The organism is Bradyrhizobium sp. NC92 (assembly GCF_025200865.1).
In the GTDB taxonomy this organism is placed as follows: domain Bacteria; phylum Pseudomonadota; class Alphaproteobacteria; order Rhizobiales; family Xanthobacteraceae; genus Bradyrhizobium.
On sequence record NZ_CP104171.1, the window covers coordinates 1588503 to 1612491 of the forward strand.

The 23989-nt window shown below is 64.2% G+C and carries 24 protein-coding genes; 13 read left to right on the forward strand and 11 right to left on the reverse strand.

All coding sequences use genetic code 11. The features are described from left to right. A complete protein-coding gene (locus N2602_RS07510; RefSeq protein WP_260382217.1) occupies nucleotides 1-2229 on the reverse strand; it encodes an ATP-binding protein in 2229 nt (742 codons plus the stop codon). A 241-nt stretch (nucleotides 2230-2470) separates the two neighbouring features. Between N2602_RS07510 and N2602_RS07515 the strand changes: the two genes are divergently transcribed. After that, a complete protein-coding gene (locus N2602_RS07515) occupies nucleotides 2471-3241 on the forward strand; it encodes a DUF2189 domain-containing protein (protein ID WP_260382218.1) in 771 nt (256 codons plus the stop codon). A gap of 155 nt (nucleotides 3242-3396) precedes the next feature. Here the strand turns inward: N2602_RS07515 and N2602_RS07520 are convergent, their stop codons facing one another. The 3 genes from N2602_RS07520 to N2602_RS07530 are packed head-to-tail and all read right to left on the reverse strand — an operon-like array spanning nucleotide 3397 to nucleotide 4683. Continuing rightward, complete coding sequence (locus tag N2602_RS07520) at nucleotides 3397-3909, reverse strand: SRPBCC family protein (protein WP_260382219.1); 513 nt, start codon at nucleotides 3907-3909, stop codon at nucleotides 3397-3399. After that, nucleotides 3906-4376, reverse strand: coding sequence for an SRPBCC family protein (locus N2602_RS07525; RefSeq protein ID WP_260382220.1), 471 nt, complete (start codon nucleotides 4374-4376; stop codon nucleotides 3906-3908). The genes N2602_RS07520 and N2602_RS07525 overlap by 4 nt, the downstream gene beginning before the upstream one ends. Next, nucleotides 4369-4683, reverse strand: a complete 315-nt coding sequence (locus N2602_RS07530) for a helix-turn-helix transcriptional regulator (RefSeq protein ID WP_212259926.1) — start codon at nucleotides 4681-4683, stop codon at nucleotides 4369-4371. The genes N2602_RS07525 and N2602_RS07530 overlap by 8 nt, the downstream gene beginning before the upstream one ends. Before the next feature lie 123 nt (nucleotides 4684-4806). Here N2602_RS07530 and N2602_RS07535 point away from each other — a divergent pair, with 123 nt between their 5' ends. Further along, nucleotides 4807-5427 carry a LysE family translocator gene (locus N2602_RS07535; protein ID WP_246709014.1) on the forward strand — a complete coding sequence of 207 codons (621 nt, stop codon included), beginning with the start codon at nucleotides 4807-4809 and terminating at the stop codon, nucleotides 5425-5427. 4 nt (nucleotides 5428-5431) lie between these two features. On the opposite strand, the gene N2602_RS07540 is transcribed toward N2602_RS07535, so the two are convergent. Next, the gene (locus tag N2602_RS07540) at nucleotides 5432-6235 is read right to left on the reverse strand and encodes an N-formylglutamate amidohydrolase (protein ID WP_172789008.1); all 804 of its coding nucleotides are present in this window, start codon (nucleotides 6233-6235) and stop codon (nucleotides 5432-5434) included. Nucleotides 6236-6311: 76 nt separating this feature from the next. Between N2602_RS07540 and N2602_RS07545 the strand changes: the two genes are divergently transcribed. Continuing rightward, nucleotides 6312-6710, forward strand: coding sequence for a gamma-glutamylcyclotransferase (locus tag N2602_RS07545; protein WP_260382221.1), 399 nt, complete (start codon nucleotides 6312-6314; stop codon nucleotides 6708-6710). A 53-nt stretch (nucleotides 6711-6763) separates the two neighbouring features. Here N2602_RS07545 and N2602_RS07550 read toward each other — a convergent pair whose 3' ends face one another. Next, a complete protein-coding gene (locus N2602_RS07550) occupies nucleotides 6764-7327 on the reverse strand; it encodes a chlorite dismutase family protein (RefSeq protein ID WP_260382222.1) in 564 nt (187 codons plus the stop codon). A gap of 302 nt (nucleotides 7328-7629) precedes the next feature. Here N2602_RS07550 and dnaG point away from each other — a divergent pair, with 302 nt between their 5' ends. The 3 genes from dnaG (at nucleotide 7630) to N2602_RS07565 (ending at nucleotide 13112) form a co-directional block, all read left to right on the forward strand. Then, on the forward strand, nucleotides 7630-9630 hold the full coding sequence (dnaG, locus tag N2602_RS07555) for a DNA primase (protein ID WP_260382223.1): 2001 nt from the start codon (nucleotides 7630-7632) through the stop codon (nucleotides 9628-9630). Between the two features lie 377 nt (nucleotides 9631-10007). Then, nucleotides 10008-12149: an RNA polymerase sigma factor RpoD gene (rpoD, locus tag N2602_RS07560; protein ID WP_172789012.1), complete on the forward strand. Its 2142-nt coding sequence runs from the start codon at nucleotides 10008-10010 to the stop codon at nucleotides 12147-12149. Between the two features lie 456 nt (nucleotides 12150-12605). Further along, nucleotides 12606-13112, forward strand: coding sequence for a DinB family protein (locus N2602_RS07565; protein ID WP_212259914.1), 507 nt, complete (start codon nucleotides 12606-12608; stop codon nucleotides 13110-13112). Between the two features lie 139 nt (nucleotides 13113-13251). Here N2602_RS07565 and N2602_RS07570 read toward each other — a convergent pair whose 3' ends face one another. After that, nucleotides 13252-13620, reverse strand: a complete 369-nt coding sequence (locus N2602_RS07570) for a hypothetical protein (protein WP_260382224.1) — start codon at nucleotides 13618-13620, stop codon at nucleotides 13252-13254. Nucleotides 13621-14653: 1033 nt separating this feature from the next. On the opposite strand from N2602_RS07570, the gene N2602_RS07575 reads away from it, so the two are divergent. Then, nucleotides 14654-15031, forward strand: coding sequence for a thiol-disulfide oxidoreductase DCC family protein (locus tag N2602_RS07575; protein ID WP_260382225.1), 378 nt, complete (start codon nucleotides 14654-14656; stop codon nucleotides 15029-15031). A gap of 18 nt (nucleotides 15032-15049) precedes the next feature. On the opposite strand, the gene N2602_RS07580 is transcribed toward N2602_RS07575, so the two are convergent. Beyond that, nucleotides 15050-15286, reverse strand: coding sequence for a hypothetical protein (locus N2602_RS07580; RefSeq protein ID WP_260382226.1), 237 nt, complete (start codon nucleotides 15284-15286; stop codon nucleotides 15050-15052). 575 nt (nucleotides 15287-15861) lie between these two features. On the opposite strand from N2602_RS07580, the gene N2602_RS07585 reads away from it, so the two are divergent. After that, complete coding sequence (locus N2602_RS07585; RefSeq protein ID WP_172789016.1) at nucleotides 15862-16668, forward strand: lytic transglycosylase domain-containing protein; 807 nt, start codon at nucleotides 15862-15864, stop codon at nucleotides 16666-16668. Between the two features lie 129 nt (nucleotides 16669-16797). On the opposite strand, the gene N2602_RS07590 is transcribed toward N2602_RS07585, so the two are convergent. After that, entirely contained in the window at nucleotides 16798-17628 is an 831-nt protein-coding gene (locus N2602_RS07590) for an SDR family oxidoreductase (RefSeq protein ID WP_260382227.1), read from the reverse strand. Nucleotides 17629-17751: 123 nt separating this feature from the next. Here N2602_RS07590 and N2602_RS07595 point away from each other — a divergent pair, with 123 nt between their 5' ends. The 4 genes from N2602_RS07595 to N2602_RS07610 all read left to right on the forward strand — a co-directional run bounded on the left by N2602_RS07595 (nucleotide 17752) and on the right by N2602_RS07610 (nucleotide 21381). Next, nucleotides 17752-18126, forward strand: coding sequence for a response regulator (locus N2602_RS07595; RefSeq protein WP_172789018.1), 375 nt, complete (start codon nucleotides 17752-17754; stop codon nucleotides 18124-18126). A 44-nt stretch (nucleotides 18127-18170) separates the two neighbouring features. Beyond that, nucleotides 18171-18782, forward strand: a complete 612-nt coding sequence (locus tag N2602_RS07600; protein ID WP_212259901.1) for a LysE family translocator — start codon at nucleotides 18171-18173, stop codon at nucleotides 18780-18782. A 738-nt stretch (nucleotides 18783-19520) separates the two neighbouring features. After that, nucleotides 19521-20720: a GGDEF domain-containing protein gene (locus N2602_RS07605; RefSeq protein ID WP_260383618.1), complete on the forward strand. Its 1200-nt coding sequence runs from the start codon at nucleotides 19521-19523 to the stop codon at nucleotides 20718-20720. Nucleotides 20721-20754: 34 nt separating this feature from the next. Then, a complete protein-coding gene (locus N2602_RS07610) occupies nucleotides 20755-21381 on the forward strand; it encodes an N-acetylmuramoyl-L-alanine amidase (protein ID WP_260382228.1) in 627 nt (208 codons plus the stop codon). Nucleotides 21382-21502: 121 nt separating this feature from the next. On the opposite strand, the gene rpoH is transcribed toward N2602_RS07610, so the two are convergent. Together rpoH and N2602_RS07620 are read right to left on the reverse strand one after the other, a co-directional pair. After that, nucleotides 21503-22402 (reverse strand): RNA polymerase sigma factor RpoH, encoded by a 900-nt coding sequence (rpoH, locus tag N2602_RS07615; RefSeq protein WP_172789022.1) that lies wholly within the window; start codon nucleotides 22400-22402, stop codon nucleotides 21503-21505. Between the two features lie 218 nt (nucleotides 22403-22620). Then, the gene (locus N2602_RS07620) at nucleotides 22621-23628 is read right to left on the reverse strand and encodes an RluA family pseudouridine synthase (RefSeq protein WP_260382229.1); all 1008 of its coding nucleotides are present in this window, start codon (nucleotides 23626-23628) and stop codon (nucleotides 22621-22623) included. On the opposite strand from N2602_RS07620, the gene N2602_RS07625 reads away from it, so the two are divergent. After that, complete coding sequence (locus N2602_RS07625; protein ID WP_172789024.1) at nucleotides 23627-23971, forward strand: hypothetical protein; 345 nt, start codon at nucleotides 23627-23629, stop codon at nucleotides 23969-23971. The two genes, N2602_RS07620 and N2602_RS07625, sit on opposite strands and share 2 nt — an antisense overlap. The last annotated feature ends 18 nt before the right edge of the window (nucleotides 23972-23989 follow it).

The following is a 23989-nucleotide window of genomic DNA, read 5'->3' on the forward strand; positions in this document are numbered from 1 at the left end:
CTACCGCGGCGGCTCCGACAGGGCCGTACGCAGCATCGCGGCGAGATCCTTGCGCCGGAACGGCTTGGTCAGAATGCGGGCGTCGATCCCGTCGGGCGTCTTGACCGGATCCTGGCTGTAGCCGGACGTGAAGAGCACCTTGAGTCCAGGCCGCAGTTGAACGGCCTGTCTCGCCAGCTCCGGCCCGAACATGCCGCCGGGCATCACGACGTCGGTGAACAAAAGCTGGATGTCCCCGGACTGGCGCAGCGCGTCCAGCGCCGCAGGTCCGTTCGCCGTCGAGATGACGCGGTAGCCGAGCGCCCTCAGCTCGTTCTCGACATAGGCGCGCACCATGTCGTCGTCCTCGACGACGAGGATCGTCTCGTGGCCCTCGGGTGCGGCGACACGCTCTGCCGGTGACGGCTCCTCGTTCGGCGGCGTCGCGAAGCGGGGAAAGAACAGCCGGACTACGCTGCCATGACCCGGTTCGGACTGCATCTGCACGAGTCCGCCGGATTGTTGCGCAAAGCCGTAGACCATGCTGAGGCCGAGGCCGGTCCCCTTGCCGACCTCCTTGGTGGTGAAGAACGGCTCGAACGCTCGCCCCAACACCTCGCTGCTCATGCCGGACCCGGTATCCTTCACGGCCAGCATGACGTAGTCGCCGGGCCGCGGCTCGCCGTTGACGTCGAGGTCGGATTCGCCGAGCGATGCATTGCGCACCTCGACCGTCAGCTTGCCGCCGTCAGGCATCGCGTCGCGCGCGTTGAGCACGAGATTGAGCACGGCTGTCGCCAATTGGCCGGGATCGACGCTGGCGAGCCAGAGATCCGGCGCGAACGCGAAGCTGGATTCGATGTGCTCGCCCAGCGTCCGCTGCAGAAGCTGCGTCATGCCGGTCACCTGCTCGGCGATGTCGATCTCTCGCGGCCGCAGCGGCTGCTTGCGCGCGAAGGCGAGCAGGCTCCGTGTCAGGTCGGAGCCGCGCTCGGCGGCGGTGGCAATGTCGTCGGCGATCCGGTGCAATTCCTTGTTCCCCGCAAGCCTGTCGGCGAGGTGCTCGGAATTGCCGAGAATGACGGTCAGGAGATTGTTGAAATCGTGCGCCACGCCGCCCGTGAGCTGGCCCATGGCTTCCATCTTCTGGGACTGGCTGAGCTTGTGGCTGAGATCGGCGATGGCGGCGCGCTGCTGCTCGAGCGATTCGGCCGTGCTGTTGAGCAGGGTCATCAATCCGCCGAGCTCGCCGCCCGGGTGAGGCTCCGGAATGCGCGCGCTGAGATCGCCCCGCCCGAGGCTCTTCGCCATGGCAGCGAGCCGCCCAACCTGCCGTCCGATGCTCACGGTCGTGAGAATCCAGAGGCCGGCGAGGAGCAGCAGCGAGGCCACTGCCAGAATCGCCATGTCCTCGTAGAGCCGGCGGTTCGCTGCCGCGACCAGTCCGTCCTTGGACCGCCCAACCAAAATGTAGAGTCCGGCCTTGCGGATCGCCGGCGAGCGGGCAACGCCCCAGATCTGCGTGCGGCCCCCGCGATCGGTGATCTCCCGGAATGGCTCGCCATCGGGCGCTGCCGCGAAGCGGAACAGGTCGGAGCCCGCAATGGATCCGCCGACGGGTACGCTCCAGCCGCCACCCTTGGGCGCTGCCAGGACCGTGCCTTTGGCGTCGACGAACAGGATGTCCTTCTCGGCGAGCAGCCGCTTGTGGTGAAACTCCGCGAATTTGTTCAGGTTGAACGATGCGAGCAGCACGAATTTCAGCGCGCCCGTATCCGATCGCACCGGATAGGCGATCTGCAGCACCGACAGTCCGGTGAGGCGGCCGAACACCGGCTCCACCGCGACGACGCCCTGGAGATTCTTGACCTCCTTGAAATAGCTGCGGTCGTTCAGGTCGAGCGTGCGGTTGGTCCGCAGCGAGTCACAGAACAGCCTGCCGTCGGGATCGATGGTCAGGATACCCGTGAACTGCGGATATTCCTCGCGGACATCCGACAGAAACGCCGAGCATGCCGCCTTGTCGCGCGTGTCGAGGTCGCGGGCGCGGGCGAGCCCGTAATGAAGTTGCGCAGTGCCCTGGATCTTCTCGCCGAGATCGCTGGCGATGTCGTCGGCCGATGCGGCGAGATTGGCCAGCGCCGCGTCGATCTCGCTGGCCCGGTTCTGCACGAAGCGCAGCCCGACCAGAATCGCCGGCACGAGCATGGCCGCGATGACGAGGATCAGTAACCGGGTACGCAGGCTCATCGGTGGGTGATCTGCTCTCTCGGCGAGGGTGCTCGGAGGTACAATTTGCGGCACGAGCATCCGCCCCGTCCATAGCCGTCGGCGCGAAAATCGCGCGAAAGGCTTAAGATTTCCGAGTGCGAGCGATGTTGCGTCGCTGCTCCTCATCGCGCCGGCCGGCCTCGAGTTGCGCCGCCGCGCGGCGGCGCTAATATCGCGGCATGCGCGCGACGAAGATCGCGCCGATGTGCGGAGGAAGCTGATGTCCATCTCGGGCAAGGTCGATCCGGTGGTGCGTCCCGTGGCGGCGGCCGACATCGCCGAGGCGCTGGTCGAGGGCCTGCGCGATTTCCAGGCGCTGCCGCTCTATGGTCTCTGCTTCGGCGCGCTCTACGCCGCCGGCGGCATCGTCATCATGCTCTGTCTCACCGCCTTCGGCATGGTCTATCTGGTCTATCCCCTCGCTGCCGGTTTTGCGCTGATCGGTCCGTTCGTTGCGATCGGTCTTTACGAAGTCAGCCGGCGCCGCGAGCGCGGCGAGCCGGTCTCGTTCTCTGCGATCTGGTTCGCAATCCGCGCGCGCAGCGAGATCGGCTGGATGGCCTTCGTGACGTTGTTCATGTTCGTGATCTGGATGTACCAGGTGCGGCTCCTGATCGCGCTGCTGCTCGGCCTCAACGCTTCGTTCTCGAGCTTGCAGGAGTTCATGACGGTGGTGCTGACGACCAGCGAGGGCCTGCTGTTCCTGGCCATCGGCAATGCGGTCGGGGCCGTGCTGTCGCTGATCCTGTTCTCGCTGACCGTGGTGTCGTTCCCGCTGCTGCTCGATCGCGAGGTCGATTTCGTCACGGCGATGGTGACGAGCGTGCGCGCGGTGGTGACGAGCCCGCTGCCGATGGTCGGTTGGGCCGCCGTGATCGTGATGCTGCTGATCGTCTCGGCGCTGCCCTATTTTCTCGGGCTGATCGTGACGTTGCCGGTGCTGGGGCATGCGACGTGGCACCTCTATCGGCGCCTGGTGGCGCCGGTGTAGCTTATCGCTCCCTTCGCCCCGTGGGCAGTGCCGTAGGGTGGGCAAAGGCGCACTTGCGCCGTGCCCACCACTGACCCAATACAGCATAGAGGCGGTGGGCACGCTTCGCTTTGCCCACCCTACGATATCGAGTTCGCGGAAGACCCTCGTCGCACCTACGGCGTCTTGATGCCCATCGCCTTCAGCGCTTCCAGCAACCTCACCGGCGGGGACATCTCGATCTTCGGCGCCTTGCCGGTCTCCAGCAGGCTCTTCAATCCGGAGAGGATCGCGGGCCAGCCGGTGCGACCGCCGGAGAGGATATCGTCACTGAGCTCGCGGTCGTGACGTTCGCTCATGGTGAGGCGGACGGCTTCGCCGGCCTGCTCGATCTCGTAGGTGACAATCGTGGTGCCGAGCTTTTCCACGAGGCCCGGCCAATTGACGTTCCAGCTCACCGTGAGCCTCCTCGGCGGATCGTACTCGAACACTTCGCCGCGGATGTGCTCGGAGCCGTCGGGCGCGTGCACAATGAAACTGCCGCCGAGCTTCGGCTCCATCTCCACCGCAAAGCCGGAGAAATATTTTCGGCTGAACTCGGCGGACGTCAGCGCCTCCCACGCCTTCTCCGGCGTCGAGGCGATGTAGATGGTGTAGACGGTCAGCGGCTTGAATTGATCGAGGTTCATTTTGCGTCGAATCCCTTGTTGAGCGCCGTGCGCGGGATGGCGAGGACCTGGCCTCTCTCCAGCAGGCTCTTGAGCCCGGACAGGATCGCCGGCCAGCCGTTGGAGACGGCGCCGAGATATTTGCCGCCCTCGACGAAGCCGTCATGCAGCACGGTCAAACGCACGAGCGGGCCGAACGGTTCGAGCGTGAAGACGACGCGCGAGGCCGGCTCGTTGCGCAGCTCCTCGAACTTGTGGTGCTTGAAGCTGTAGGACAGGCGCCGCGGCGGATCGGATTCCAGGATCTCGCCGGAATCGGTGACCTCACCATCGAGCAGAAGCGCGAAGGGAGAGCCGACCTTCCAGTCCGAGCGAACCCCGGCGCCGAACCAATATTGCCTGGTGAACTCGCTCGACGTCAGCGCTTGCCACAGCTTCTCGGGCGTGGTCTCGATGTAGGTCACGTAGACGAACTTCGGCTTACTCATCGCGCTTCTCCAACTGGCGTTTCAATTCGCTGAGCGCGGCTAACTTGCTGCGCTCGAACTTCTTGATCCAGCGTTCGCCGATCTGATGGATCGGCACCGGGTTGAGATAATGCAGCTTCTCGCGGCCCTGCCTGATGGTCGTGACCAGGTTGGCCTCTTCGAGAATGACAAGGTGTTTTGTGACGGCTTGCCGCGTCATGGCGAGGCCCTCGCAAAGCTCGTTCAATGTCTGGCCGTTCCTGGTGTGAAGCCTGTCGAGCAGCGACCGTCGTGACGCATCGGCGAGCGCTTTGAAGACTTCATCCATGGTCGAGATAATAGGCAACCAAAAGGTTGCATGTCAAGTGAAGGCGAGGAGAGAGGGAACGTCTTCCGTTCTTGCCCTCGCCATGCATTAATGCGGCGAAACCGCCGTCAGCGAGTCCCTTCCATGATGTCCATGCAAGCCTATTTCGCCTTCGTCGCCGCCTGCATTGCGCTGGCGCTGCTGCCGGGGCCGATCGTCACCCTCGTGATCGCCAATGGCTTGCGCCACGGCACGCGTGCGGCGCTCATCAACGTGGCCGGCGCGCAGGCCGGGCTTGCCATCGTCATCGGCATCGTCGCGATCGGCCTGACCTCGCTGATGGCGACCATGGGCTATTGGTTCGACTGGGTGCGCTTTGCCGGCGCCGCATATCTCGTCTGGCTCGGCATCAAGCTGATCTGGGCGCCGGTCGAGGGCGTCGATATCGACGCGCCGCCACCGCCGCCGCGCGGCGGCTTCTTCCTGCAGGGATTCCTGGTGCTGCTGTCGAATCCGAAGGTGCTGGTGTTCTTCGGCGCCTTCATCCCGCAGTTCATGGACATGAGCCAGCCGCACTTCCCGCAGGTCGCGCTGCTGGGTGTCACCTTCATGGTAACGGCCGTGCTGACCGATGCGCTCTATGCGATTGCCGCCGGCCGCGCGCGAAAATTCTTCTCGGCGCGGCGCACGCGGCTGATGTCGCGCATCTCCGGCGGCTTCATGATCGGCGGCGGCATCTGGCTGGCGCTGACGCGGGCGAAGTGACCGCTCACGCCGCTCCCTGCTTGCGCAGCGTTGCCTCGATCTCGCGCAGGATCCGCGCCAGCCGCTCGGCCCATTGCTGTTGGCCGCTCGCCTCGGCGATCAGGTCCTGGCGGATCTCGATGCCGGTGTTGACGAGGCCGCGCGCCTCGCCGTGGACGGGAATGGTGTAGTCGGTGATGTCGCTCACCGCGTAAGGTTGGTTGTCGCCGACGACGAGCGCGCTCTCGTCCCGCAAATGCTGCAGCATCAGCCGCGGCAGCACGGTGTCGCGCCGATAGAGCGTGCCGATGTGCCAGGGCCGCGGCTCGCCGTAATAGACCGGCGTGAAGCTGTGCAGCGCCACCAGCACCGTCGGTTTGCCAGCGTTGACGCGCGCATCGATCGCCGCGCCAATCCGGCGGTGATAGGGATCGAAGATCTCGCGCCGGCGCATCTCCTTGGCCGCGGCCGATAGATCCTCATTGCCGGGGATGGCGGTTGCCTCGGAGATCACGGGAATCGAGCTTGCGACACCGGGCGGGCGGTTGCAGTCGATCACCAGGCGCGAATAGCGCTGCGCGATCAGATGCGCATCGAGCATCGCGGCGAGCCGCTCGGCGACACCGGCGATGCCGATGTCCCAGCCGATGTGCCTGACGAGATCGCTCTCCGCGACGCCGAGATCGCCGAGCGCGCGCGGCAGCACCCGTCCGTAATGGTCCGCGGTGAGCAGGAACGGCGATGTCCCTGCCGCATTCACCTCATGTACGGGCGGAATGTCGCCCTCTCCGAGCAATTGATCTGCTACGTCGGCAATATCCAAAGCCATCCTGATTTGCCTATGGAATGACAAAGTGTGTAAACGGAGTAGCGGTATCGCACCGACGCCGCAACGTTGGAACAGCATGAGCTCGGATCGACTCTTCGTTTACGGCACCCTGATGCGCGGCTTCGACCACCCGATGGCGCGGCTGCTCGCGGGCCATTCCGAATTCCTCGGCGAAGCCACCTGCCGCGGCCGGCTCGTTCTGGTGAAGCACTATCCGGGATTGCTGCTCTCCGAGGCGCCGGCGGACATCGTTCATGGCGAGCTCTTTCACCTGCGCGTGCCGGACGAGCTCTTGCGCGAGCTCGACATGTACGAGGCCTGCGGCGAGGGGTTTCCCGAGCCGACGGAATATCTGCGGCAGATGATCGAGGTGACGTTGCCCGGCGGCACCACCGAGAAGGCCTGGACCTACGTCTACAATTGGCCGGTTACCGATCTGCCGCGCATCGAATCCGGGCGATTCCTGGAGCACTGACAGCGAATGCGGTTTTCACCTCTCCCCGCTTGCGGGGAGAGGGAGCAGACCTTTTATGCCGACAGCACTTCCTTGACCACGCTCACGTCGACCTCGCGCTCGACATAGCTCCACTCCTCGGTCCGCCGCAGCATCGCCACCAGCTCCTCGAACAGCGAGGCGTGCGCGGGGGCGAATTCGAACCAGGTCAGGAAATCGAAGGGGCCGCCGAGGTCGCGGCAATGATAGAGCTGGCGTGCGATCGCGGGCAGAAAACGAAGACTGCTGGCGATGTGGTGCGACTTGTCCTCAAAAATCCTGCGGCGCTCTTCCTGGGTCAGGTCCCACCAGGCCTGCGACTTGCGGATCGGGATCAGCGCCGCGCTGGTTGCTTCCAGCCGGCCGAGGCCGGCCTGCACGGCGACGAGCTGCTGCTTCTCGGCCCGCTCGGTGTAGCGCAGGCTGCTCGCAACGCCGACCAGCCGCCAGGCATTGCGCGAGGGCACCAGCGGCAACGAGACGGCGTCGCTGTCGGTCACCGACAGCGCCGGCACGAAGGGCAGGGGCTCGCCCGTCACTGGCGAAATCGAGGTCACCCGCCAGCCCCCGCTGTGGCCGCCTCGAAAGGTCCTGAACATGGCGGTATGGAAGCGTGGAACTGGGCGCGGTTCAAGTGGCTCGTCATTCCGGGGCGCGCCCCTTGGCGCGAGCCCGGAATCCATTTCTCCGAGCGTCCCGGCGGCGCCATGGATTCTCAGGTGCGCAATTGCGCACCATAGCTCGATGCTTTCGCATCGCCCCGGAATGACGGGAGATGACGGAGGCCCTGTGCATAGGTCGAATAACCCGGATAAGCCCGACAAACCTGGCCTTTGGCCGCGCCGCACCTATATCCCTGATCCTTCGCCCGACTCACCCCGGTTCGCGCTACACAGAGCCCATGCGCTTCACGCCCCAGTTCCTCGACGAGCTTCGTGCCCGGCTTTCGGTCTCCGAGGTCGTGGGCAAGCGCGTCAAGCTGAAGAAGGCGGGGCGGGAGTGGAAGGGGCTGTCGCCGTTCCAGCAGGAGAAGACGCCGTCCTTCTACGTCAACGACCAGAAGGGTTTTTATCACGACTTCTCCTCGGGCAAGCACGGCGACATCATCAGCTTCGTGATGGAGACCGACGGCCTGCCGTTCGCTGAAGCCGTGGAGCGTCTCGCCAACATGGCGGGCCTGCCGCTGCCGGCGGTGACGCCCAACGCGGCGCGCGAAGAGCAGCGGCGGCGCTCGCTGCATGACGTGATGGATCTCGCGGCGAAATTCTTCGCCGAGACGCTGGCCTCGCGCGTGGGCGCGAAGGCGCGCGGCTATCTCGCCGATCGCGCCATCTCCCCAGTGACGCAATTGCAGTTCCGCCTCGGCTATGCGCCGGGCGAGAAATTCGCGCTGAAGGAGCATCTCGGCAAGCTCGGCGTCTCCGTCGACGACATGGTCGAGACCGGGCTGCTGGTGGCCGGCAACGACATCCCCGTGCCTTACGACCGCTTCCGCGATCGCGTGATGTTTCCGATCACGGATCTGCGCGGCCGCGTCATCGCCTTCGGCGGGCGCGCGCTGGAGAAGGACGTTCCGGCAAAGTACCTGAATTCGCCGGAGACGCCGCTCTTCCACAAGGGCGACAATCTCTACAACCACCAGACCGCGCGCAAAGCCACCCATGACGGCAGCCCGCTGATCGTGGTCGAAGGCTATGTCGACGTCATCGCCATGGTCACCGCGGGCTTTGCCGGCAGTGTCGCGCCGCTCGGCACCGCCCTCACCGAGAGCCAGCTCGCGCTGCTCTGGAAGATGGCGGACGAGCCGATCCTCTGCTTCGACGGCGACCGCGCCGGACAGAAGGCGGCGTATCGTGCTGCGGACCTTGCCTTGCCATTCCTCGCACCCGGCAAGAGTCTTCGCTTTGCGCTGCTGCCGGAAGGGCAGGACCCTGACGACCTCGTGCGCTCGGGCGGGCGCGGTGCGATCGAGGAGGTGATCGCCGCCGCCCGTCCGCTTGCCGACATGATCTGGTCGCGCGAGCTCGAGGGCGGCAATTTCGCCACGCCCGAGCGGCGCGCCGCGCTCGAGGCCCGCATCAAGGACCTCACCAACGGCATCCGCGACGAGGTGGTGCGGCGCTATTATCGCGATGACTTCGTCGAGCGGCTGCAGCGCACCTTCGCGCCCGAAGGCGGGCGCGGCTTTGGCGGCCGGGGCAATTTCCGCCCCGGTGGCGGCCGGCCGTTCCAGCCGCGGAGCGGGCCGAATCGATTCGGCGGACAAGGGTTCGGCGGCGGCCGTCGCGGCGCCCCGGGTCCGACCCTGCTGCCCTCCGGCCCCTATCAGGCGGCGAGCCCCCAGCTGGCGGCAAGCCCGATCATGCGGGGCCAGCGCAGCGCCATCTCCCGTCGCGAAGCCCTGATTCTGCAAAGCCTGATCAACCACCCCTGGCTGCTGCACGAGCATTTGGAGGAGGTCGCCGCCCTGGAGCTGGCCCATCCCGAGGCCCACAAGCTCCGGGCCGGCATCATCGCCGCCTTCGCCAACGACCATCACCACTCGCCGGACCCCGGCGAGCTGGCCGAAAAGATGCGCGGCGACCTCGAAAAGGGCGGATTTACTCAAACTCTTCAAAGGGTTGAGAATGTCATCACGACTCAGGCGGTGTGGGCCGCCCGCGAGGGCGCGGCCCGGGATGACGTTCTTGCCACCTGGCACCAGCTGGTTGCCTTGCATCGGCAATACCATTCACTACTTAGAGAGCTGAAAGACGCCGAGCTGGCCTTGGGGGAGGATCCCAGCGAGGCCAATTTGGCGTGGCTGCGAGACGTCAAGGCTCGGATAGGGGAAGTCGACGGTACCGAGGCCCTGATCGAGGGTTTTGGCGAGCTGTCGGGCCGGCTCCAGAAGAGCATGTGATGAAAGAATCATGCGGACGGCCGCGGCCGGAACCGCTAAAAGACTCGCCAAATCCATGATTTGGCGGCAAAAACAGGGTTAATCGAGGCTTAACGGTCTTGTAGCACTTTGGCCCGGAGGCGGCCGCAGGCATAACAGACGCGTCAGGAATGAATCCGCGCAATCGCTGTTGGCACTACACCTGCATCCGCCGCGACAAAGAGGCTGACGAAGCGTTAGGCAATTCCGGCGAGAGAAAGTTGGGGGTGGCGAGAGGTTTGTGCGCCGCCCTTTCCGTGTCGAGAGCTGCCGAAGCGAGAGCGTCGAGCAACAGGTTCATGTGAATTCACGCGAAGGCGCGGCGGGCGTCTCGCATGAAGCGCGTTTAGGAGCAATGGATGGCCACCAAGGCAAAGACGCTGCAGGCGAAGGACAAGGAAAAAGACGACAAGGCAGCGGATGCGCCGGAGAAGGATTCCCAGGACGCGCCCTCGCCCTTGCTCGACCTGTCCGACGCCGCCGTGAAGAAGATGATCAAGCAGGCCAAGAAGCGTGGCTTCGTGACCTTCGATCAGCTCAACGAAGTCTTGCCGTCCGACCAGACCTCGCCCGAACAGATCGAGGACATCATGTCGATGCTCTCGGACATGGGCATCAACGTCACCGAAGCCGACGATAGCGAAGGCGAGGAGGAGAAGGACGAGGGCGAGGACGAGACCGATAACGAGCTCGTCGAGGTCACCCAGAAGGCCGTCACCGAGGTCAAGAAGAGCGAGCCCGGCGAGCGCACCGACGATCCCGTGCGCATGTATCTGCGCGAGATGGGCACGGTCGAGCTGCTCTCCCGCGAAGGCGAAATCGCGATTGCCAAGCGCATCGAGGCCGGCCGCGAGGCGATGATCGCGGGCCTCTGCGAAAGCCCGCTGACCTTCCAGGCCATCATCATCTGGCGCGACGAGCTCAACGAAGGCAAGATCTTCCTCCGCGACATCATCGATCTCGAAGCGACCTATGCCGGCCCGGACGCCAAGGGCGGCATGAACACCGCGATGATCGCAGGTCCCAATGGCGAGGGCGGCGAAGCCTCCGCCGAGGGCGGCGAAGCCACCGCGTCCGCAGCCGCGCCCGCCCATGTCGCGCCGCCCGCGGCGCCGCCGTCACCGACCCCGTTCCGCGCCGCGCCTGCCGGCGGCGGTGCTGATGCCGGCGAGGAGAAGGATCCCGGCGAGGCTGCGGCCGAAGCCGACATGGACGACGACGAGTTCGAGAACCAGATGTCGCTCGCGGCGATCGAGGCCGAGCTCAAGCCGAAGGTGGTGGAGATCTTCGATCGCATCGCCGACAGCTACAAGAAGCTGCGCAAGCTTCAGGAGCAGGACATTCAGAACCAGCTCCAGAACGAGTCGCTCTCGCCGCACCAGGAGCGCAAGTACAAGAAGCTGAAGGACGAGATCATCGTCGAGGTGAAGTCGCTGCGCCTCAACCAGGCCCGCATCGACAGCCTCGTCGAGCAGCTCTACGACATCAACAAGCGCCTCGTCTCGCATGAGGGCCGCCTGATGCGCCTTGCCGACAGCCACGGCGTCGCGCGCGAGGATTTCCTGCGCAACTACACCGGCTCGGAGCTCGACCCGCGCTGGCTAAACCGCGTCTCGAAGCTCTCGGCCAAGGGCTGGAAGAACTTCGTCCACCACGAGAAGGACCGCATCAAGGACCTCCGCCACGAGGTGCATCAGCTCGCCGCGCTGACCGGCCTCGAGATCGTCGAGTTCCGCAAGATCGTGCACTCCGTGCAGAAGGGCGAGCGCGAGGCCCGCCAGGCCAAGAAGGAGATGGTGGAAGCCAACCTCCGCCTCGTGATCTCGATCGCCAAGAAGTACACCAACCGCGGCCTGCAGTTCCTCGACCTGATCCAGGAAGGCAACATCGGCCTGATGAAGGCGGTCGACAAGTTCGAGTACCGCCGCGGCTACAAGTTCTCGACCTACGCCACGTGGTGGATCCGGCAGGCGATCACCCGCTCGATCGCGGACCAGGCCCGCACCATCCGTATCCCCGTGCACATGATCGAGACGATCAACAAGATCGTGCGCACGTCTCGCCAGATGCTCAACGAGATCGGCCGCGAGCCCACCCCGGAAGAGCTCGCCGAGAAACTGGGCATGCCGCTGGAAAAGGTGCGCAAGGTCCTCAAGATCGCCAAGGAGCCGCTGTCGCTGGAGACGCCGGTCGGTGACGAAGAGGATTCACATCTCGGCGATTTCATCGAGGACAAGAACGCGATTCTCCCCATCGACGCCGCGATCCAGTCCAACCTGCGCGAGACCACCACGCGCGTCCTCGCCTCGCTCACCCCGCGTGAAGAGCGCGTGCTCCGCATGCGCTTCGGCATCGGCATGAACACCGACCACACGCTGGAAGAAGTGGGCCAGCAGTTCAGCGTGACGCGCGAGCGTATCCGTCAGATCGAAGCGAAGGCGCTGCGGAAGCTGAAGCATCCGTCGAGGTCGCGGAAGTTGCGGAGCTTTTTGGATAATTGATTCGATTTCAATCAGAACGAAAACGGCGGGCCAACAGCCCGCCGTTTTTCTTTGACCCGGCTCTCGCCCCGTCATTGCGAGGAGCGCTTGCGACGAAGCAATCCAGGCTGCAGTTTGTACTCACCAGGCGATTGCCCGACCCATGTCCGCTTCTATTCCAACAGCAACGAAAGAGCGGACGGCGCCCGACTTCCGAGATGGGCCAAAAGAGACCCTACTCCGGTGGCACACCAAATTTGATTTTACACCTCGAGTGATCGGCGATGGTCACGACAGAGATTTTGCTTTTTGATCTTGAACCGTCCTGCATACGCGTGCAGGTTCTATGTGCGCGATTGAGCGGCCGCCAGCGCACAAGTAGCCGTCATACCAATGCAGCTCGCTGATGCCGACGCTATTTGCGATCGGCATTTGGGGGTTTGTTGCGGGGATTCTCTGATGCGCAAGGAGAAGAACATGACGGCCAAGACCCTAATAAGCTCATTGCTTCAATACAAAGCCGCCTCGAATGCGGAGTTGCTTCTCGCCTTGAACACCGTCGATGCTGAACCGCACACAACGGAATATCGGGCAGCACTGCGTGTTCTGAATCACGCCCACATGGTCGACCGAATATTTGCCGCCAATCTTCAAGGCGAACGTCACTCATACGCGGCGAATTGGAGCGCTGACACGCCCGTTCTTGCTCAACTCGCCCCAAGCATTCGACTAACGGACCAGTGGTACATTGATTACATTTCGCGAGCGAGTTCTTCTGACCTCGAAGAACTGGTCGATTTCACCTTTACAGATGGGACGCAGGGGCGGATGTCCCGAGAGGAGATGCTTGCTCATGTGGTTACCCACTCCGGGTATCATCGAGGTGAGGTAGGTCGTCTCCTTCCGAAAATTGAAAGTACGGCGATGCGTGATGTGTTCGCTGGATATCTGCATAGGTCCGATCCCTCGCGTACCCAGCGTTGATTGCATCAGCCGATGCTAGATGGCAGTTCTGGGTCAAAATCGGCGATCCAGATTGCTGCGATCAGCGTCCGCTCCACGCCCGACAGCCGACACCTCAACGGGCATTCTGCTTGGCCGCGACGGGCCACAAGCAGGCTTGTTACTCGCCCCTATAGACAGACACCTCAATGCCCATCCCTGCCTCACCCGCAGCCACGACAACATCGGCGGGGATGGTTAGATATTTGGCCATGAGCGAGTCGGGAAAGACCATAGCCACGTCCACGCTCGGTCGCCCGATCTCGCCTTTCGCTAACAGACCCGGAATGACGGCGCCAATCGAACGGATAAGGTCGAGTAAAGCAGCCCATTGATCTTCATCATCTCCGTTATCGATTTGGACATACGCAAGACGAGATGACGGTTCATAACGATCGACTTGTAGCTTCAATGATGTGTCCAGATCGGAACGCGAGAGAGCTACGTTTGGTATGCGAATTACCACGGTCAGCGGCTGGGATAGCTTCATACATAACCTCCCGTTTTTCTCAAGGCGTCCGCCGAGGTTCATAAGCGGTGCTCAGCGGGCATCGCCATGTAAGTCAGCCACCGACCGAGTGCGGACCTTCAAGACTGCCGAACTGCGCTCCCTATGATCGAAGGGGCAAACTTTTCAAATCCCAGGTAGGGCCGATCGGCTCGCGCGCTACTGGGCGTTCCACCAGCGTCGTACATTGGAGAACAGCCGTCCGAAAATGAACAGCCCAGCAGCAATGACGAGCACGGCTGTCACGAGAGCCGATACAAAGGTGATTGGGTCGCTCTCAAAGCTGACGGGTCTTGACCAGCCCATCCAACCAGGGCCGTAACCGCGCGAGTACAGTTCTCCTGTCGTGAATACGCGACATATCTGGGCTAGCCCAAGCCACGTCGCGAAGGCGAAGAAGGCCACGCCGACGGCGAGTGTGGCTATTGCCTTACCGGTTTGCAGCAATTCCCGCATTCGAACTAGTCGGTTCCCCCACACTACGATGATCGCTCAAGCGGCGGCCTTCCACAATCATAGTTGCAGCAAGGAAACCGACAAACAACCTTTGAAGGTTCACGAAAAGCCGCGACATCGATAAAGAACCGTTAAGGAAGCGATACCTCGACTGGCCGCTCGCCGCGAAAGTTTCGCTGCTATTCGAGGTCTGCATGGGTCAAAATGTGAGAACTCAAGTTTTAAAAATCAGGTCTGCTCTGCCGCCCATCCCCACAGACGCATCTCTGGATTGCTTCGCTGCGCTCGCAACGACGGGGACAGGGCCGAAGCCTACCTCTTCTTCGCCCCACCCTTTGAATCCGCTCGATCTCCAGCGCCGGCCTCGCGCTCTTTTCCGCGACTCGCGATCCTGCTCCCCAATGATGTTGAGCGCGGGCTCGTCGCCGTCGAGGCCGCCGCGTAATTCGGCGGGCCTAGGGCGGCCGCCCTTCCTTGTGCCTTCGTATCGGCAGCTTTCAGCCAAAGACGTTTATCTAGCTTTCCCTCGGACTATAGTTCCGACGAGAAAGGCGCATTGATGCCTACCCACCTGACCGTCTACTACAACACCCGCTGCCCCGTTTGCGACGCCGGCATCGACTGGCAGCGCAACAAGCTGCTGGCGCTCATGCGGGCGGGCATGGTCGAATTCACTGACATCAACGAGCAGCCCGATGCGCTGGCGCATTTCGGTGCTTCGCTCGATGACATCAGGCGCCGCCTGCACGCGACCGATGAAGACGGCAGGCTCATCGTCGGCGCGGATGTCGCGATTGCGCTCTGGCGGCGGACGCCGGGGGAGGGGTGGCTTGCGGCGCTGTTCGGCAATCGCTTGGCGTTGCCGGTCACGCGGTTTGCCTATGACCGGTTTGCCGATCTGCTGTTTGCCTGGAATAGATGGAGCGGGCGTGGGTGAGCGCCTGTCTGCGCCCGCCTACTTCTTCTTCGCCCCGACCCGCTCGATCCGCTTGATCTCCAGCGCCGGCTTGCCCGACTTCTCCGCGATCTCGCGGTCCTGCTCCATGATGAAGGCGCGGGCGGGTTCGTCGCCGTCGAGGCCGCCGAGCAGCTCGGCTGGCACGCGGCGGTTGGAGCGTTGGGTATCGTCGGCGTAGACGACGTTGAAGAAGGCGAATTCGCCTTTGGGGTTGGTTCCGGGTTTCTTGGCCATGGCGGCTTGTCCTCGATCAGGACGCCGCAGTCAAATGACTTTCGGGGTCGTCGCCACGCCCTTCAATAAACGGCGGGCCGAAGCCCGCCGTTTATCTCTTCAGCGTCGCCCGGGGCTGGCAGGGCGACAACCTAAAATAGAAGGCTATCGCTTGCGCGCTGCGATGGCAAGGCAAATCGTCGCGTGACGGTGTCGCAGCAGGCGCATCAGATATGCAGCTGATGGTCATCGCGAGTTCCCACAAATTTCGAAAAGCAGATGCTTTGGATCATCGAAGTATTTTGTCATCTTGCCGCGCGCTCGCAACGCAGCGAGAGCGCGCGGGCGTCAACGTCTGGAGCTTGCGATGTTGGCACAATACCACTGTTTTGCCCGACAGTCAACGTTGATTCGGAAAAACCGTAAGTGTCATCGCGGGACTTCTACTGTGCATGGGGTTGTTTTGCAGTTTTTGTTTCGGCGCCGTCGGTCGAGGGCACCGATATCATTGATCTGGTCGCTTTGACGCTCGCGGCGTTCCCGGGCATGATCCTTAGCACTGCTTCGCACTGGGATTCTCTGGGGGTTTGCTCCACATGCCGAGACTGCTTCTCGCCGTTGCCTTCGTCGTGTCTCTGGCCGGCGGATCGGCGCAGGCCGCCCGCTGCGGCGGCGACTTCAACGGCTTCATCGCCAGCATGGCGCAGGAGGCGCAGGCTGGCGGCGTCTCGGCAGGCGTGACCAATGCGGCGCTCAGCGGCGTGGCGCCCGACCCTGCGGTTCTCGCCTTCGACCGGCGCCAGCGTTACACCTTCAACAAGACCTTCGAGCAGTACGTCTCGACCCGCGTCGGCCCCGGCCGCATCAATGGCGGGCGCGCGCTGCTGCAGCGCCATGCCGCGCTGCTGTCGCGCATCGAGCAGCAGTTCGGCGTGCCGCGCTATATCCTCGTCGCGATCTGGGGCCTCGAGAGCGATTTCGGCAAGGGCGACACCGGCAAGCTGCCGGTGATCCGCACGCTGGCGACGCTCGCGCATGATTGCCGCCGCACCGATCTGTTCCAGGGCGAGCTGCTGGCCGCGCTCAAGATCGTGCAGCGCGGCGACCTGCCGCTGCGCGACCTCATCGGCGCCTATGCCGGCGAGATCGGCCAGACCCAGTTCCTGCCGTCGTCCTACATCAAGTACGGCGTCGATTTCGACGGCGACGGCCATGTCGACCTCCGCCACAGCATCCCCGACGTGCTTGCCTCGACCGCGAACCTCCTGAAAACGAGCGGCTTCAAGATGGGCCAGCCCTATGGCGAGGGAACGCCGAACTTCGAGGCGATGCGCGAGTGGAACCGCGCGGTGGTCTATCGCAAGACGATCGGTTATTTCGCCGACCGGCTGATGGGGCAGTGAGGGCGACACCCCGCCAGCCACACTCGTCATTGCGAGCGCAGCGAAGCAATCCAGAGTCTTTCCGCGGAGACAGTCTGGATTGCTTCGCTGCGCTCGCAATGACGGTGGAGAGACATTGCCTCTCCCAACTCACGTCCCCTTCGCCATCTTTTCCAGCTTCCGCTGCAACGGCGCCCAATACGTCCCCGGGCGGAAGCGCTGCAGCAGGTCCATGAAGCGGGCGTCGTTGCCGATCAGGATGCGCGGCTCGTTCCGCTCGATGCCCCGGATGATGCGCAGTGCGGCGTCCTTCGGCGAGGTCTTCGCCGCGTTCTCGAACCGCTCGATCGATTGCGCGCGGCGGGCATTGTCGGTGATGCCGACGCCGGTGCGGGCGTTGCGCGCGATCGCGGTGGCGACGCCGCCGGGATGCACGACCGACAGCTTCACCGGGCTGCCCGCGACGCTGAGCTCGTGCCGCAGGCTCTCCGAGAAGCCGCGCACCGCGAACTTCGCCGCGGCATAAGCCGATTGGCCCGGCGGGGCGATGATGCCGAAGATCGAGGAGAGGTTGACGATGTGCGCCTCGCCCATCGTCTTCAGATGCGGCAGGAAGGCGCGCGTGCCGTGCACCACGCCCCAGAAATTGATGTCGAACAACCAATCCATCTGGGACTGGTCGATCTCCTCGAACGAGCCCATCAGCGCAACGCCGGCATTGTTGACGACGATGCCGAGGGCGGGATGCGCGGCGATGGCCTCGCTTGCGAATTGCGCGATGTCATCAGGCTCGCCGACGTCGACGCGATGCAGGCTGACCTTGCGCGTTGTTCCGATCTTTGTCGCGAGCGCCTTCAATCCGCCCTCGTCGCGATCGGCCAGCGCGAGGTCGCAGCCGCGTTGCGCGAGTTCGATCGCCAGTGCCCGGCCGATGCCGCTCGCGGCTCCCGTGATGGCGGCAGCGCCCCGAATCGTCGTCATGAATTTCCCCCGTCAAGCCCCTGATGATGGAACTATGCTTTACATTTTTTCAGAATGGAACCGAACCGTAGCGGGTCTCGGTTTTTAACATTCGTTATGGAGGCAATGCATTGGGAGCCGCCGATGGGACAAGCGACGCCATTTCGCGCGACAGCGCTGATCGTTGAAGACGACGCCATGCAGCGGGAGATGCTTTGCGTCCTGCTGGAGGAGAGCGGCTATCAGGTCATCCAGTGCGAAAGTGCCGAAGCCGCCGAGCGCGTTCTCGACAACAACGCCGGCGCGCTCTGCCTGATGCTGACCGACGTCCAGCTGGCCGGCCGCATGAACGGCGTCGAGCTCGCGCATGTCGCCAAGGACCGCAATCCGAAGCTCGACGTCGTGGTCACCTCGGGCCGCCCCCTGAAGCAGCCCTTGCCCGACGGCGCCAAGTTCTGGGCCAAGCCCTGGGCGCCGCTCGACGTGCTGCGCGAGGCCGAGATCGCTCAGCTGTCCTGACGCGCTCGCTTTCTCGGAGCGCGCTGCGGTGATAAGGTCGGGCCATGACTTGGTCCTTCCTGCTCACCTCGCTCATCGTCGTCGCTTCGCCCGGCACCGGCGTGCTCTACACGCTGGCCGCGGCGCTGACCCGCGGTTCGCGCGCCAGCGTGGCGGCCGCCTTCGGTTGCACGCTCGGCATCGTGCCGCACATGGCGGCGGCGATGCTCGGCCTTGCCGCCGTGCTCCACACCAGCGCGCTCGCGTTCGCCGCACTGAAATGGTGCGGCGTCGCCTATCTGCTCTACATGTCCTGGCAGGCGCTGCGCGAGACCGGGGCGCTGGCGGTTGGCGGCGAGATCACGGAGCGATCGAGCAGCCGCGTCATCGTCACCGGCTTCCTGATCAACATCCTCAATCCAAAGCTGTCGATCTTCTTTCTCGCCTTCCTGCCGCAATTCATCGCGGCGGACGAGGCCCATGTGCTGGCGCGCATGCTGGAATTGAGCGGCGCCTTCATGGCGATGACCTTCGCGGTGTTCGTCCTCTACGGCTTCTGCGCTGCCGCGGTGCGCGAGCGCGTCATCTCCCGCCCGGCCGTCATGGCCTGGCTGCGCCGCAGCTTTGCCGCCGGCTTCGCCGCACTCGGCGCCAAGCTGGCGTTGTCGGAGCGGTAGGTGTCTCGTCACCTCTCCCCGCTTGCGGGGAGAGGTCGGATTGCATCGAAGATGCAATCCGGGTGAGGGGGTACAGATATCTCGACCGCTGCGCGTGTGGATAGAAGCCCCTCACCCCACCCTCTCCCCGTAAGAACGGGGAGAGGGAGCGAGAGAGTGGAGCGGGTCCAATCCAATAAAAAAGCGGGCCTTGCGCCCGCCAATTTCGATCGACCCGACGCCCGGGCGGAGCTGAGTCCACCCGGGCAAAGAAACAGAAGCCTCGTTACTTCTTCTTCGCCTTCTTGGCCTTTTTCGCCTTCTTCTTCGCCGCCTTCTTCGCTTTCTTAGCCATAGTATCCTCTCAAGGGTTAATGGTGGAACGCGACACGAGGGATGCTCGGCGGAGGGCCAGCCTCGCAACATCCTCGACGACAAACTCAGCAGATTCGCAGCCGGCTGCCCCGCGTCGTCACATCCGTGTCATCCTGTTATCCACAGCTCAGATGCATTTTCGGGTGATTTTTGGTCGCGAATCCGCCTCACGCGCCAGCACGGCCATCGGCGGCGACAGACTTAACGATCCGACAATGGCGCGTGTCGTTCATGAATCCAAAACCAAGGGCGCGTTTTCAGAGGTCGCAGTGAGACTCCATTAAGCGCAACCGTCGCATTGTCTTCCGCAAGAAAACGGGGATGGGTCATGGATGGACGGCTGCCGGCAACGGGGGGCGGGACGCGGCGCGTGCTGTACGCGCCATGCTGAACGTACCGACATTGTGGACGGTCTTCGTCGTCAACTTCCTGGCGCTCGGCGTGATCTGGGCCTACGTGACGCGTTCCTATCCGAATTTCGCGGCTGCGCGGTTCTGGATGGCATCGGCCTTCGTCGGTGCGGCCGGCGCGATGACGGCCTTGATCCGTCTGTTCGTCGCCTCTCCCCTGCCGCTGCTGCTCGGCGCTGGCGGCGTCATCGCTGCGAGCTGCCTAGCCGCCATGGGCATTCAGCGCTTCTACGATCGGCCGGTGTCGTGGCGCCTGATGACCGCGATGGGGTGCTTGAGCCTCGTCGGCGTCGTGGTCTTCATGGTCGGCTTCGAGCACATGCAGCTGCGCATGCTGAGCTACACGTTCGGACAGGCCCTGCCGCTGGTGCTGGCGCTGCGTCTGTTGTTGTCGCCGGAAGGCCGCGTCAGTCCGGGCGCCAAGCTGTCCGGCATCGTCATCCTCAGCATCATCGCGATTCTGCTCGTGCGCACCGTGGGCAATCTGCTCGGCTACGATCTCTCGGCGCGCGCCGGCGGCCAGGCCCATGCCATCATGGTGCTCGGGCTGCTGTTCCTGTCGATGACCCTCAATTTCGGCTTCCTGCTGATGGCGATGGACAGCTTGCGCGGCGAGGTCGCCGACCTCGCGCTGCTCGACGATCTCACCGGCGTCGCCAACCGGCGGCATCTGCTGCAGCGCCTGTCCGAGGAATGCGCACGGTCGGAGCGCAGCGGCGAGCCGTTCTCGCTGCTGGTGATCGATCTCGACGGCTTCAAGACCATCAACGACACCCATGGCCATGCCGCCGGCGATGCCTGCCTCAAGCACTTCACCCTGATGGCGCAGACCCGCCTGCGGCCCGGCGACATGCTCGCCCGCACCGGCGGCGACGAGTTCTGCGTCGTGCTGCCGTCGTCGTCCCTGCGCGAGGCTGCCGCGATCGCCCGCCGCGTGCTCGAGGTCTGCCGTCAGGACGCCGCCAGCTGCAGCGGCCGCGACATTCCGATCGCGATCTCGATCGGGGTTGCGGAGTGGGATCGCGGCATCGGCGCATTCCCCGACCGGCTGATGGCCAATGCCGACCACGCCCTCTATGCCGCCAAGAAGAACGGCAAGAACGATTTTGCGGTCTATGACCCCGCCCCGCCGCTGTCGCCCGAGGCTGTCGGGACGGTGCGGACATTCGCGTAAAGCCTGTTAGGCTCGGCGTCGCATGGGGCCCTGCATGATGATGTTTCGCCTGCTCGCGGCTGTCCTCGCCGCTCTCGTTCCGATCGTCCCCGCCGCTGCTGCGGATGCCGAGCTCGCCAAGCTCGCGCGCGCCTCCGGCACGCCCGACATCCCCGGCCTGAAGATCGTCTGGCTGGCGCCGTGGGGCGAGGTCCACAACGCAAGACCCTGGCGCAACATCATCGTGCACCAGACCGAGGGACCTGCGGGCTCCGCCCGCGGCGGCGCGCAGGCGCAGGCGAGGAACCCGACGCGGCGCGGCGTTACGGTCTGGGTCGAGACCGACGGCACGGTCTATTGGGCGGTCGCCGAGACCCTCGTGCCGACCCACGGCGACGGCGCCAACCGCAACGACAACAAATACATCGATAACAGATCGACCTACCGCCAGGTGGTGCGCGACAATTCGATCGGTGTCGAGTTCGCCGGCAATTATCCCGACGTGACGGCGGGGCCGACCGAGGCGCAGGTCGCAGCGTGGAAGATCCTCGTTCGGGTGCTGCGCGCGCGCTACGACATCCCGCCCGAGCGCGTCTATGCGCACAACTGGATCGACTACAAGGACGCGCGCTATTGCGAAGGCTGCATCCTCGCGACGATGGCACGGGAATGGGGCGAGTAGGCGGTGTGCCCGCACACACCGCTATCGGGTGCAGCGCGCATCGCAGCAACAAAAAAGCCGGCGTTGCCGCCGGCTTTCTGTCTCTTTCGATCCGCCAATCTCTGGCGCTGAACCGCCGCGCTTAATGCGCGGCTTCCAGCGCGGCCTGTTCGGCCTTTGCGATCGTGCCCTTGACCGCGGACTGCACCTTCTCGAAGGCGCGAACCTCGATCTGGCGGACGCGCTCGCGCGACACGCCGAACTCGGCAGCAAGGTCTTCCAGCGTCATCGGCTCATCGGCGAGGCGGCGGGCCTCGAAGATGCGGCGTTCGCGCGGGTTGAGCACGCCCATGGCGCCGTTCAGCGCGTCACGGCGGTGATCATATTCCTCGTGCTCCGCCATCATGGCTTCCTGGTTGGGCGTGTTGTCGACCAGCCAGTCCTGCCATTCGCCGGCTTCGCCGTCGTCGCGGATCGGTGCGTTGAGCGACGCGTCGCCGCCGAGGCGGCGGTTCATGTCGATCACGTCCTGATCGGTGACGCCGAGGCGCTTGGCGATCACCTTGACCTGGTCGGGGCGGAGATCGCCTTCGTCCAGTGCGTTGATCTTGCTCTTCGCCTTGCGCAGGTTGAAGAACAGTTTCTTCTGGTTCGCGGTGGTGCCCATCTTCACGAGCGACCACGAACGCAGGATGTACTCTTGAATCGACGCCTTGATCCACCACATGGCGTAGGTGGCGAGACGGAATCCCTTCTCGGGTTCGAAACGCTTCACCGCCTGCATCAGGCCGACATTGCCTTCCGAGACGACCTCGGAGATCGGCAGGCCGTAGCCGCGATAGCCCATGGCGATCTTGGCCACGAGGCGGAGATGGCTGGTGACGAGTTGGTGCGCCGCGTCGCGATCGTCATGCTCGCGCCAACGCTTGGCGAGCATGTACTCCTCCTGCGGTTCCAGCATCGGGAACTTGCGGATCTCGGCGAGGTAGCGGGAAAGGCCGGATTCTCCATTGAGGACCGGCAAAGCAGCGGTACGGGCCATAGTGCGCCCTCCAAAAGGTTCAGGCCCCCGATAGCGGCGGGCCAGGCAGACGACCGCTGTGTTAAAGCCGGCCGTAGCTGCGATGTTCCGCGTTGGTGATTTCAACGCAGGCGCAATATACCCCATCGGGGGTCAAAAAGGGAAGGATTGCTGACGTCACGTCCCCGTGTGGCAGCTATAACTTTTTGTAATGTAAAGGCTTTCTGAAGCGGCCTGCGTCATAGCGCCGCTTTGAGGGTGCGTTCGAGGAGAAGCAAATCCTCCGGCAAAGGCGTCTCCCAGTGCAGTAATTCTCCCGTCCTCGGGTGCTCCAATACCAGCAGGTAAGCGTGTAAGGCCTGCCGCCCCAGCGCCGCCAAAGCTGCCCGCGACTCGGGGCCGAGCCGGTTGGCCTTGGTCTTGAAATGCGGGCCATAGACGGCATCGCCCATCAGCGGGTGGCCGATATGGGCGAGATGGACGCGGATCTGGTGGGTGCGGCCGGTCTCGAGCTCGCAGGCGAGCAGGGCGGCGACACCCTTGCCGTCGCGCCCATGAAAGCTCTCCAGGATTTCCCAATGCGTCACCGCCTCGCGGCCGCCCTGGCGCACAGCCATCTTCTCCCGCGCATGCGGATGGCGGTCGATCGGCGCATCGACGGTGCCGCGGTGGCGGTTCGGGACCCCCCAGGCAAACGCCATGTAGCCGCGCCGCATCGCGCCGGTTCGGCCGTGGTCGGCGAACTGGGCCGACAGCGAGGCATGGGCGAGGTCGTTCTTGGCGACGACCATCAGCCCCGTCGTGTCCTTGTCCAGCCGGTGCACGATGCCGGGCCGGCGCACCCCGCCGATGCCCGACAGCGAGGCGCCGCAATGGGCGATCAGCGCGTTCACCAAGGTGCCGGTCTCGTGGCCGGCCGCGGGGTGGACCACCAGGCCCTTGGGCTTGTTGATGACGATGATGTCGTCGTCCTCGAACACGATATCGAGGGCGATATCCTCCCCCTTGGGCTCGGCGGGCGCGGCCTCCGGCACGTCGATTATGATCGTATCGCCGGATGCGACGTGATAAGCGGGGTCGCGGACCGCGGAGGCCTTCAGGTGCACTGCGCCCGCCAGGATCAGGGCTTTCAGCCTCGATCGCGACAGCTCCGGCAGGCGCGCCGCCAGCACGCGGTCGAGCCGGGGCGAGCCCTCGGAGCCGGCGACGACAACCTCCAACCTTTGCGCTGACCCAGAGCTTTCCATGACGACGTCTGATACCGCTGTTCCCGAACCGACCCCCGAGCAGGCCGTGCTGTTCGCGCGGGTGCGGCGGATGATGCTGATCGCGGGGTTGACCACGGCGCTGGCGATCTGCGCCGTGCTGATCGCGGTGGGCTACCGCCTTTTCAAGTCCGAGGGAAGGGCGGCCGAGCCGGCGGGCGATGTCACCGCAACCCTGCCCAAGGGCGCCAAAATCGTCTCGACCGGGGTCGCCGGCGACCGCCTCGTGGTCACGCTGGATCTCGGCGGAATCATCGAGATCCGCACCTTCGACGCCCGCACATTGAAGCCGGCCGGACGGCTGAAATTCGCCAATGAGCCGTAAAAGGCCCGCCGGGGTCCT

What these genes read in the sequence shown, in the direction of transcription:
- N2602_RS07625 (WP_172789024.1), top strand. Translation starts at nt 23,627, where the DNA reads ATGACGACGTCTGATACCGCTGTTCCCGAACCGACCCCCGAGCAGGCC.
- N2602_RS07610 (WP_260382228.1), top strand. Translation starts at nt 20,755, where the DNA reads ATGATGATGTTTCGCCTGCTCGCGGCTGTCCTCGCCGCTCTCGTTCCG.
- N2602_RS07570 (WP_260382224.1), bottom strand. Translation starts at nt 13,620, where the DNA reads ATGAAGCTATCCCAGCCGCTGACCGTGGTAATTCGCATACCAAACGTA.
- N2602_RS07590 (WP_260382227.1), bottom strand. Translation starts at nt 17,628, where the DNA reads ATGACGACGATTCGGGGCGCTGCCGCCATCACGGGAGCCGCGAGCGGC.
- N2602_RS07605 (WP_260383618.1), top strand. Translation starts at nt 19,521, where the DNA reads ATGCTGAACGTACCGACATTGTGGACGGTCTTCGTCGTCAACTTCCTG.
- N2602_RS07550 (WP_260382222.1), bottom strand. Translation starts at nt 7,327, where the DNA reads ATGTTCAGGACCTTTCGAGGCGGCCACAGCGGGGGCTGGCGGGTGACC.
- N2602_RS07565 (WP_212259914.1), top strand. Translation starts at nt 12,606, where the DNA reads ATGACGGCCAAGACCCTAATAAGCTCATTGCTTCAATACAAAGCCGCC.
- dnaG (WP_260382223.1), top strand. Translation starts at nt 7,630, where the DNA reads ATGCGCTTCACGCCCCAGTTCCTCGACGAGCTTCGTGCCCGGCTTTCG.
- N2602_RS07575 (WP_260382225.1), top strand. Translation starts at nt 14,654, where the DNA reads ATGCCTACCCACCTGACCGTCTACTACAACACCCGCTGCCCCGTTTGC.
- N2602_RS07540 (WP_172789008.1), bottom strand. Translation starts at nt 6,235, where the DNA reads ATGGCTTTGGATATTGCCGACGTAGCAGATCAATTGCTCGGAGAGGGC.
- N2602_RS07545 (WP_260382221.1), top strand. Translation starts at nt 6,312, where the DNA reads ATGAGCTCGGATCGACTCTTCGTTTACGGCACCCTGATGCGCGGCTTC.
- N2602_RS07595 (WP_172789018.1), top strand. Translation starts at nt 17,752, where the DNA reads ATGGGACAAGCGACGCCATTTCGCGCGACAGCGCTGATCGTTGAAGAC.
- rpoH (WP_172789022.1), bottom strand. Translation starts at nt 22,402, where the DNA reads ATGGCCCGTACCGCTGCTTTGCCGGTCCTCAATGGAGAATCCGGCCTT.
- N2602_RS07530 (WP_212259926.1), bottom strand. Translation starts at nt 4,683, where the DNA reads ATGGATGAAGTCTTCAAAGCGCTCGCCGATGCGTCACGACGGTCGCTG.
- N2602_RS07520 (WP_260382219.1), bottom strand. Translation starts at nt 3,909, where the DNA reads ATGAACCTCGATCAATTCAAGCCGCTGACCGTCTACACCATCTACATC.
- N2602_RS07585 (WP_172789016.1), top strand. Translation starts at nt 15,862, where the DNA reads ATGCCGAGACTGCTTCTCGCCGTTGCCTTCGTCGTGTCTCTGGCCGGC.
- rpoD (WP_172789012.1), top strand. Translation starts at nt 10,008, where the DNA reads ATGGCCACCAAGGCAAAGACGCTGCAGGCGAAGGACAAGGAAAAAGAC.
- N2602_RS07600 (WP_212259901.1), top strand. Translation starts at nt 18,171, where the DNA reads ATGACTTGGTCCTTCCTGCTCACCTCGCTCATCGTCGTCGCTTCGCCC.
- N2602_RS07525 (WP_260382220.1), bottom strand. Translation starts at nt 4,376, where the DNA reads ATGAGTAAGCCGAAGTTCGTCTACGTGACCTACATCGAGACCACGCCC.
- N2602_RS07510 (WP_260382217.1), bottom strand. Translation starts at nt 2,229, where the DNA reads ATGAGCCTGCGTACCCGGTTACTGATCCTCGTCATCGCGGCCATGCTC.
- N2602_RS07515 (WP_260382218.1), top strand. Translation starts at nt 2,471, where the DNA reads ATGTCCATCTCGGGCAAGGTCGATCCGGTGGTGCGTCCCGTGGCGGCG.
- N2602_RS07620 (WP_260382229.1), bottom strand. Translation starts at nt 23,628, where the DNA reads ATGGAAAGCTCTGGGTCAGCGCAAAGGTTGGAGGTTGTCGTCGCCGGC.
- N2602_RS07580 (WP_260382226.1), bottom strand. Translation starts at nt 15,286, where the DNA reads ATGGCCAAGAAACCCGGAACCAACCCCAAAGGCGAATTCGCCTTCTTC.
- N2602_RS07535 (WP_246709014.1), top strand. Translation starts at nt 4,807, where the DNA reads ATGATGTCCATGCAAGCCTATTTCGCCTTCGTCGCCGCCTGCATTGCG.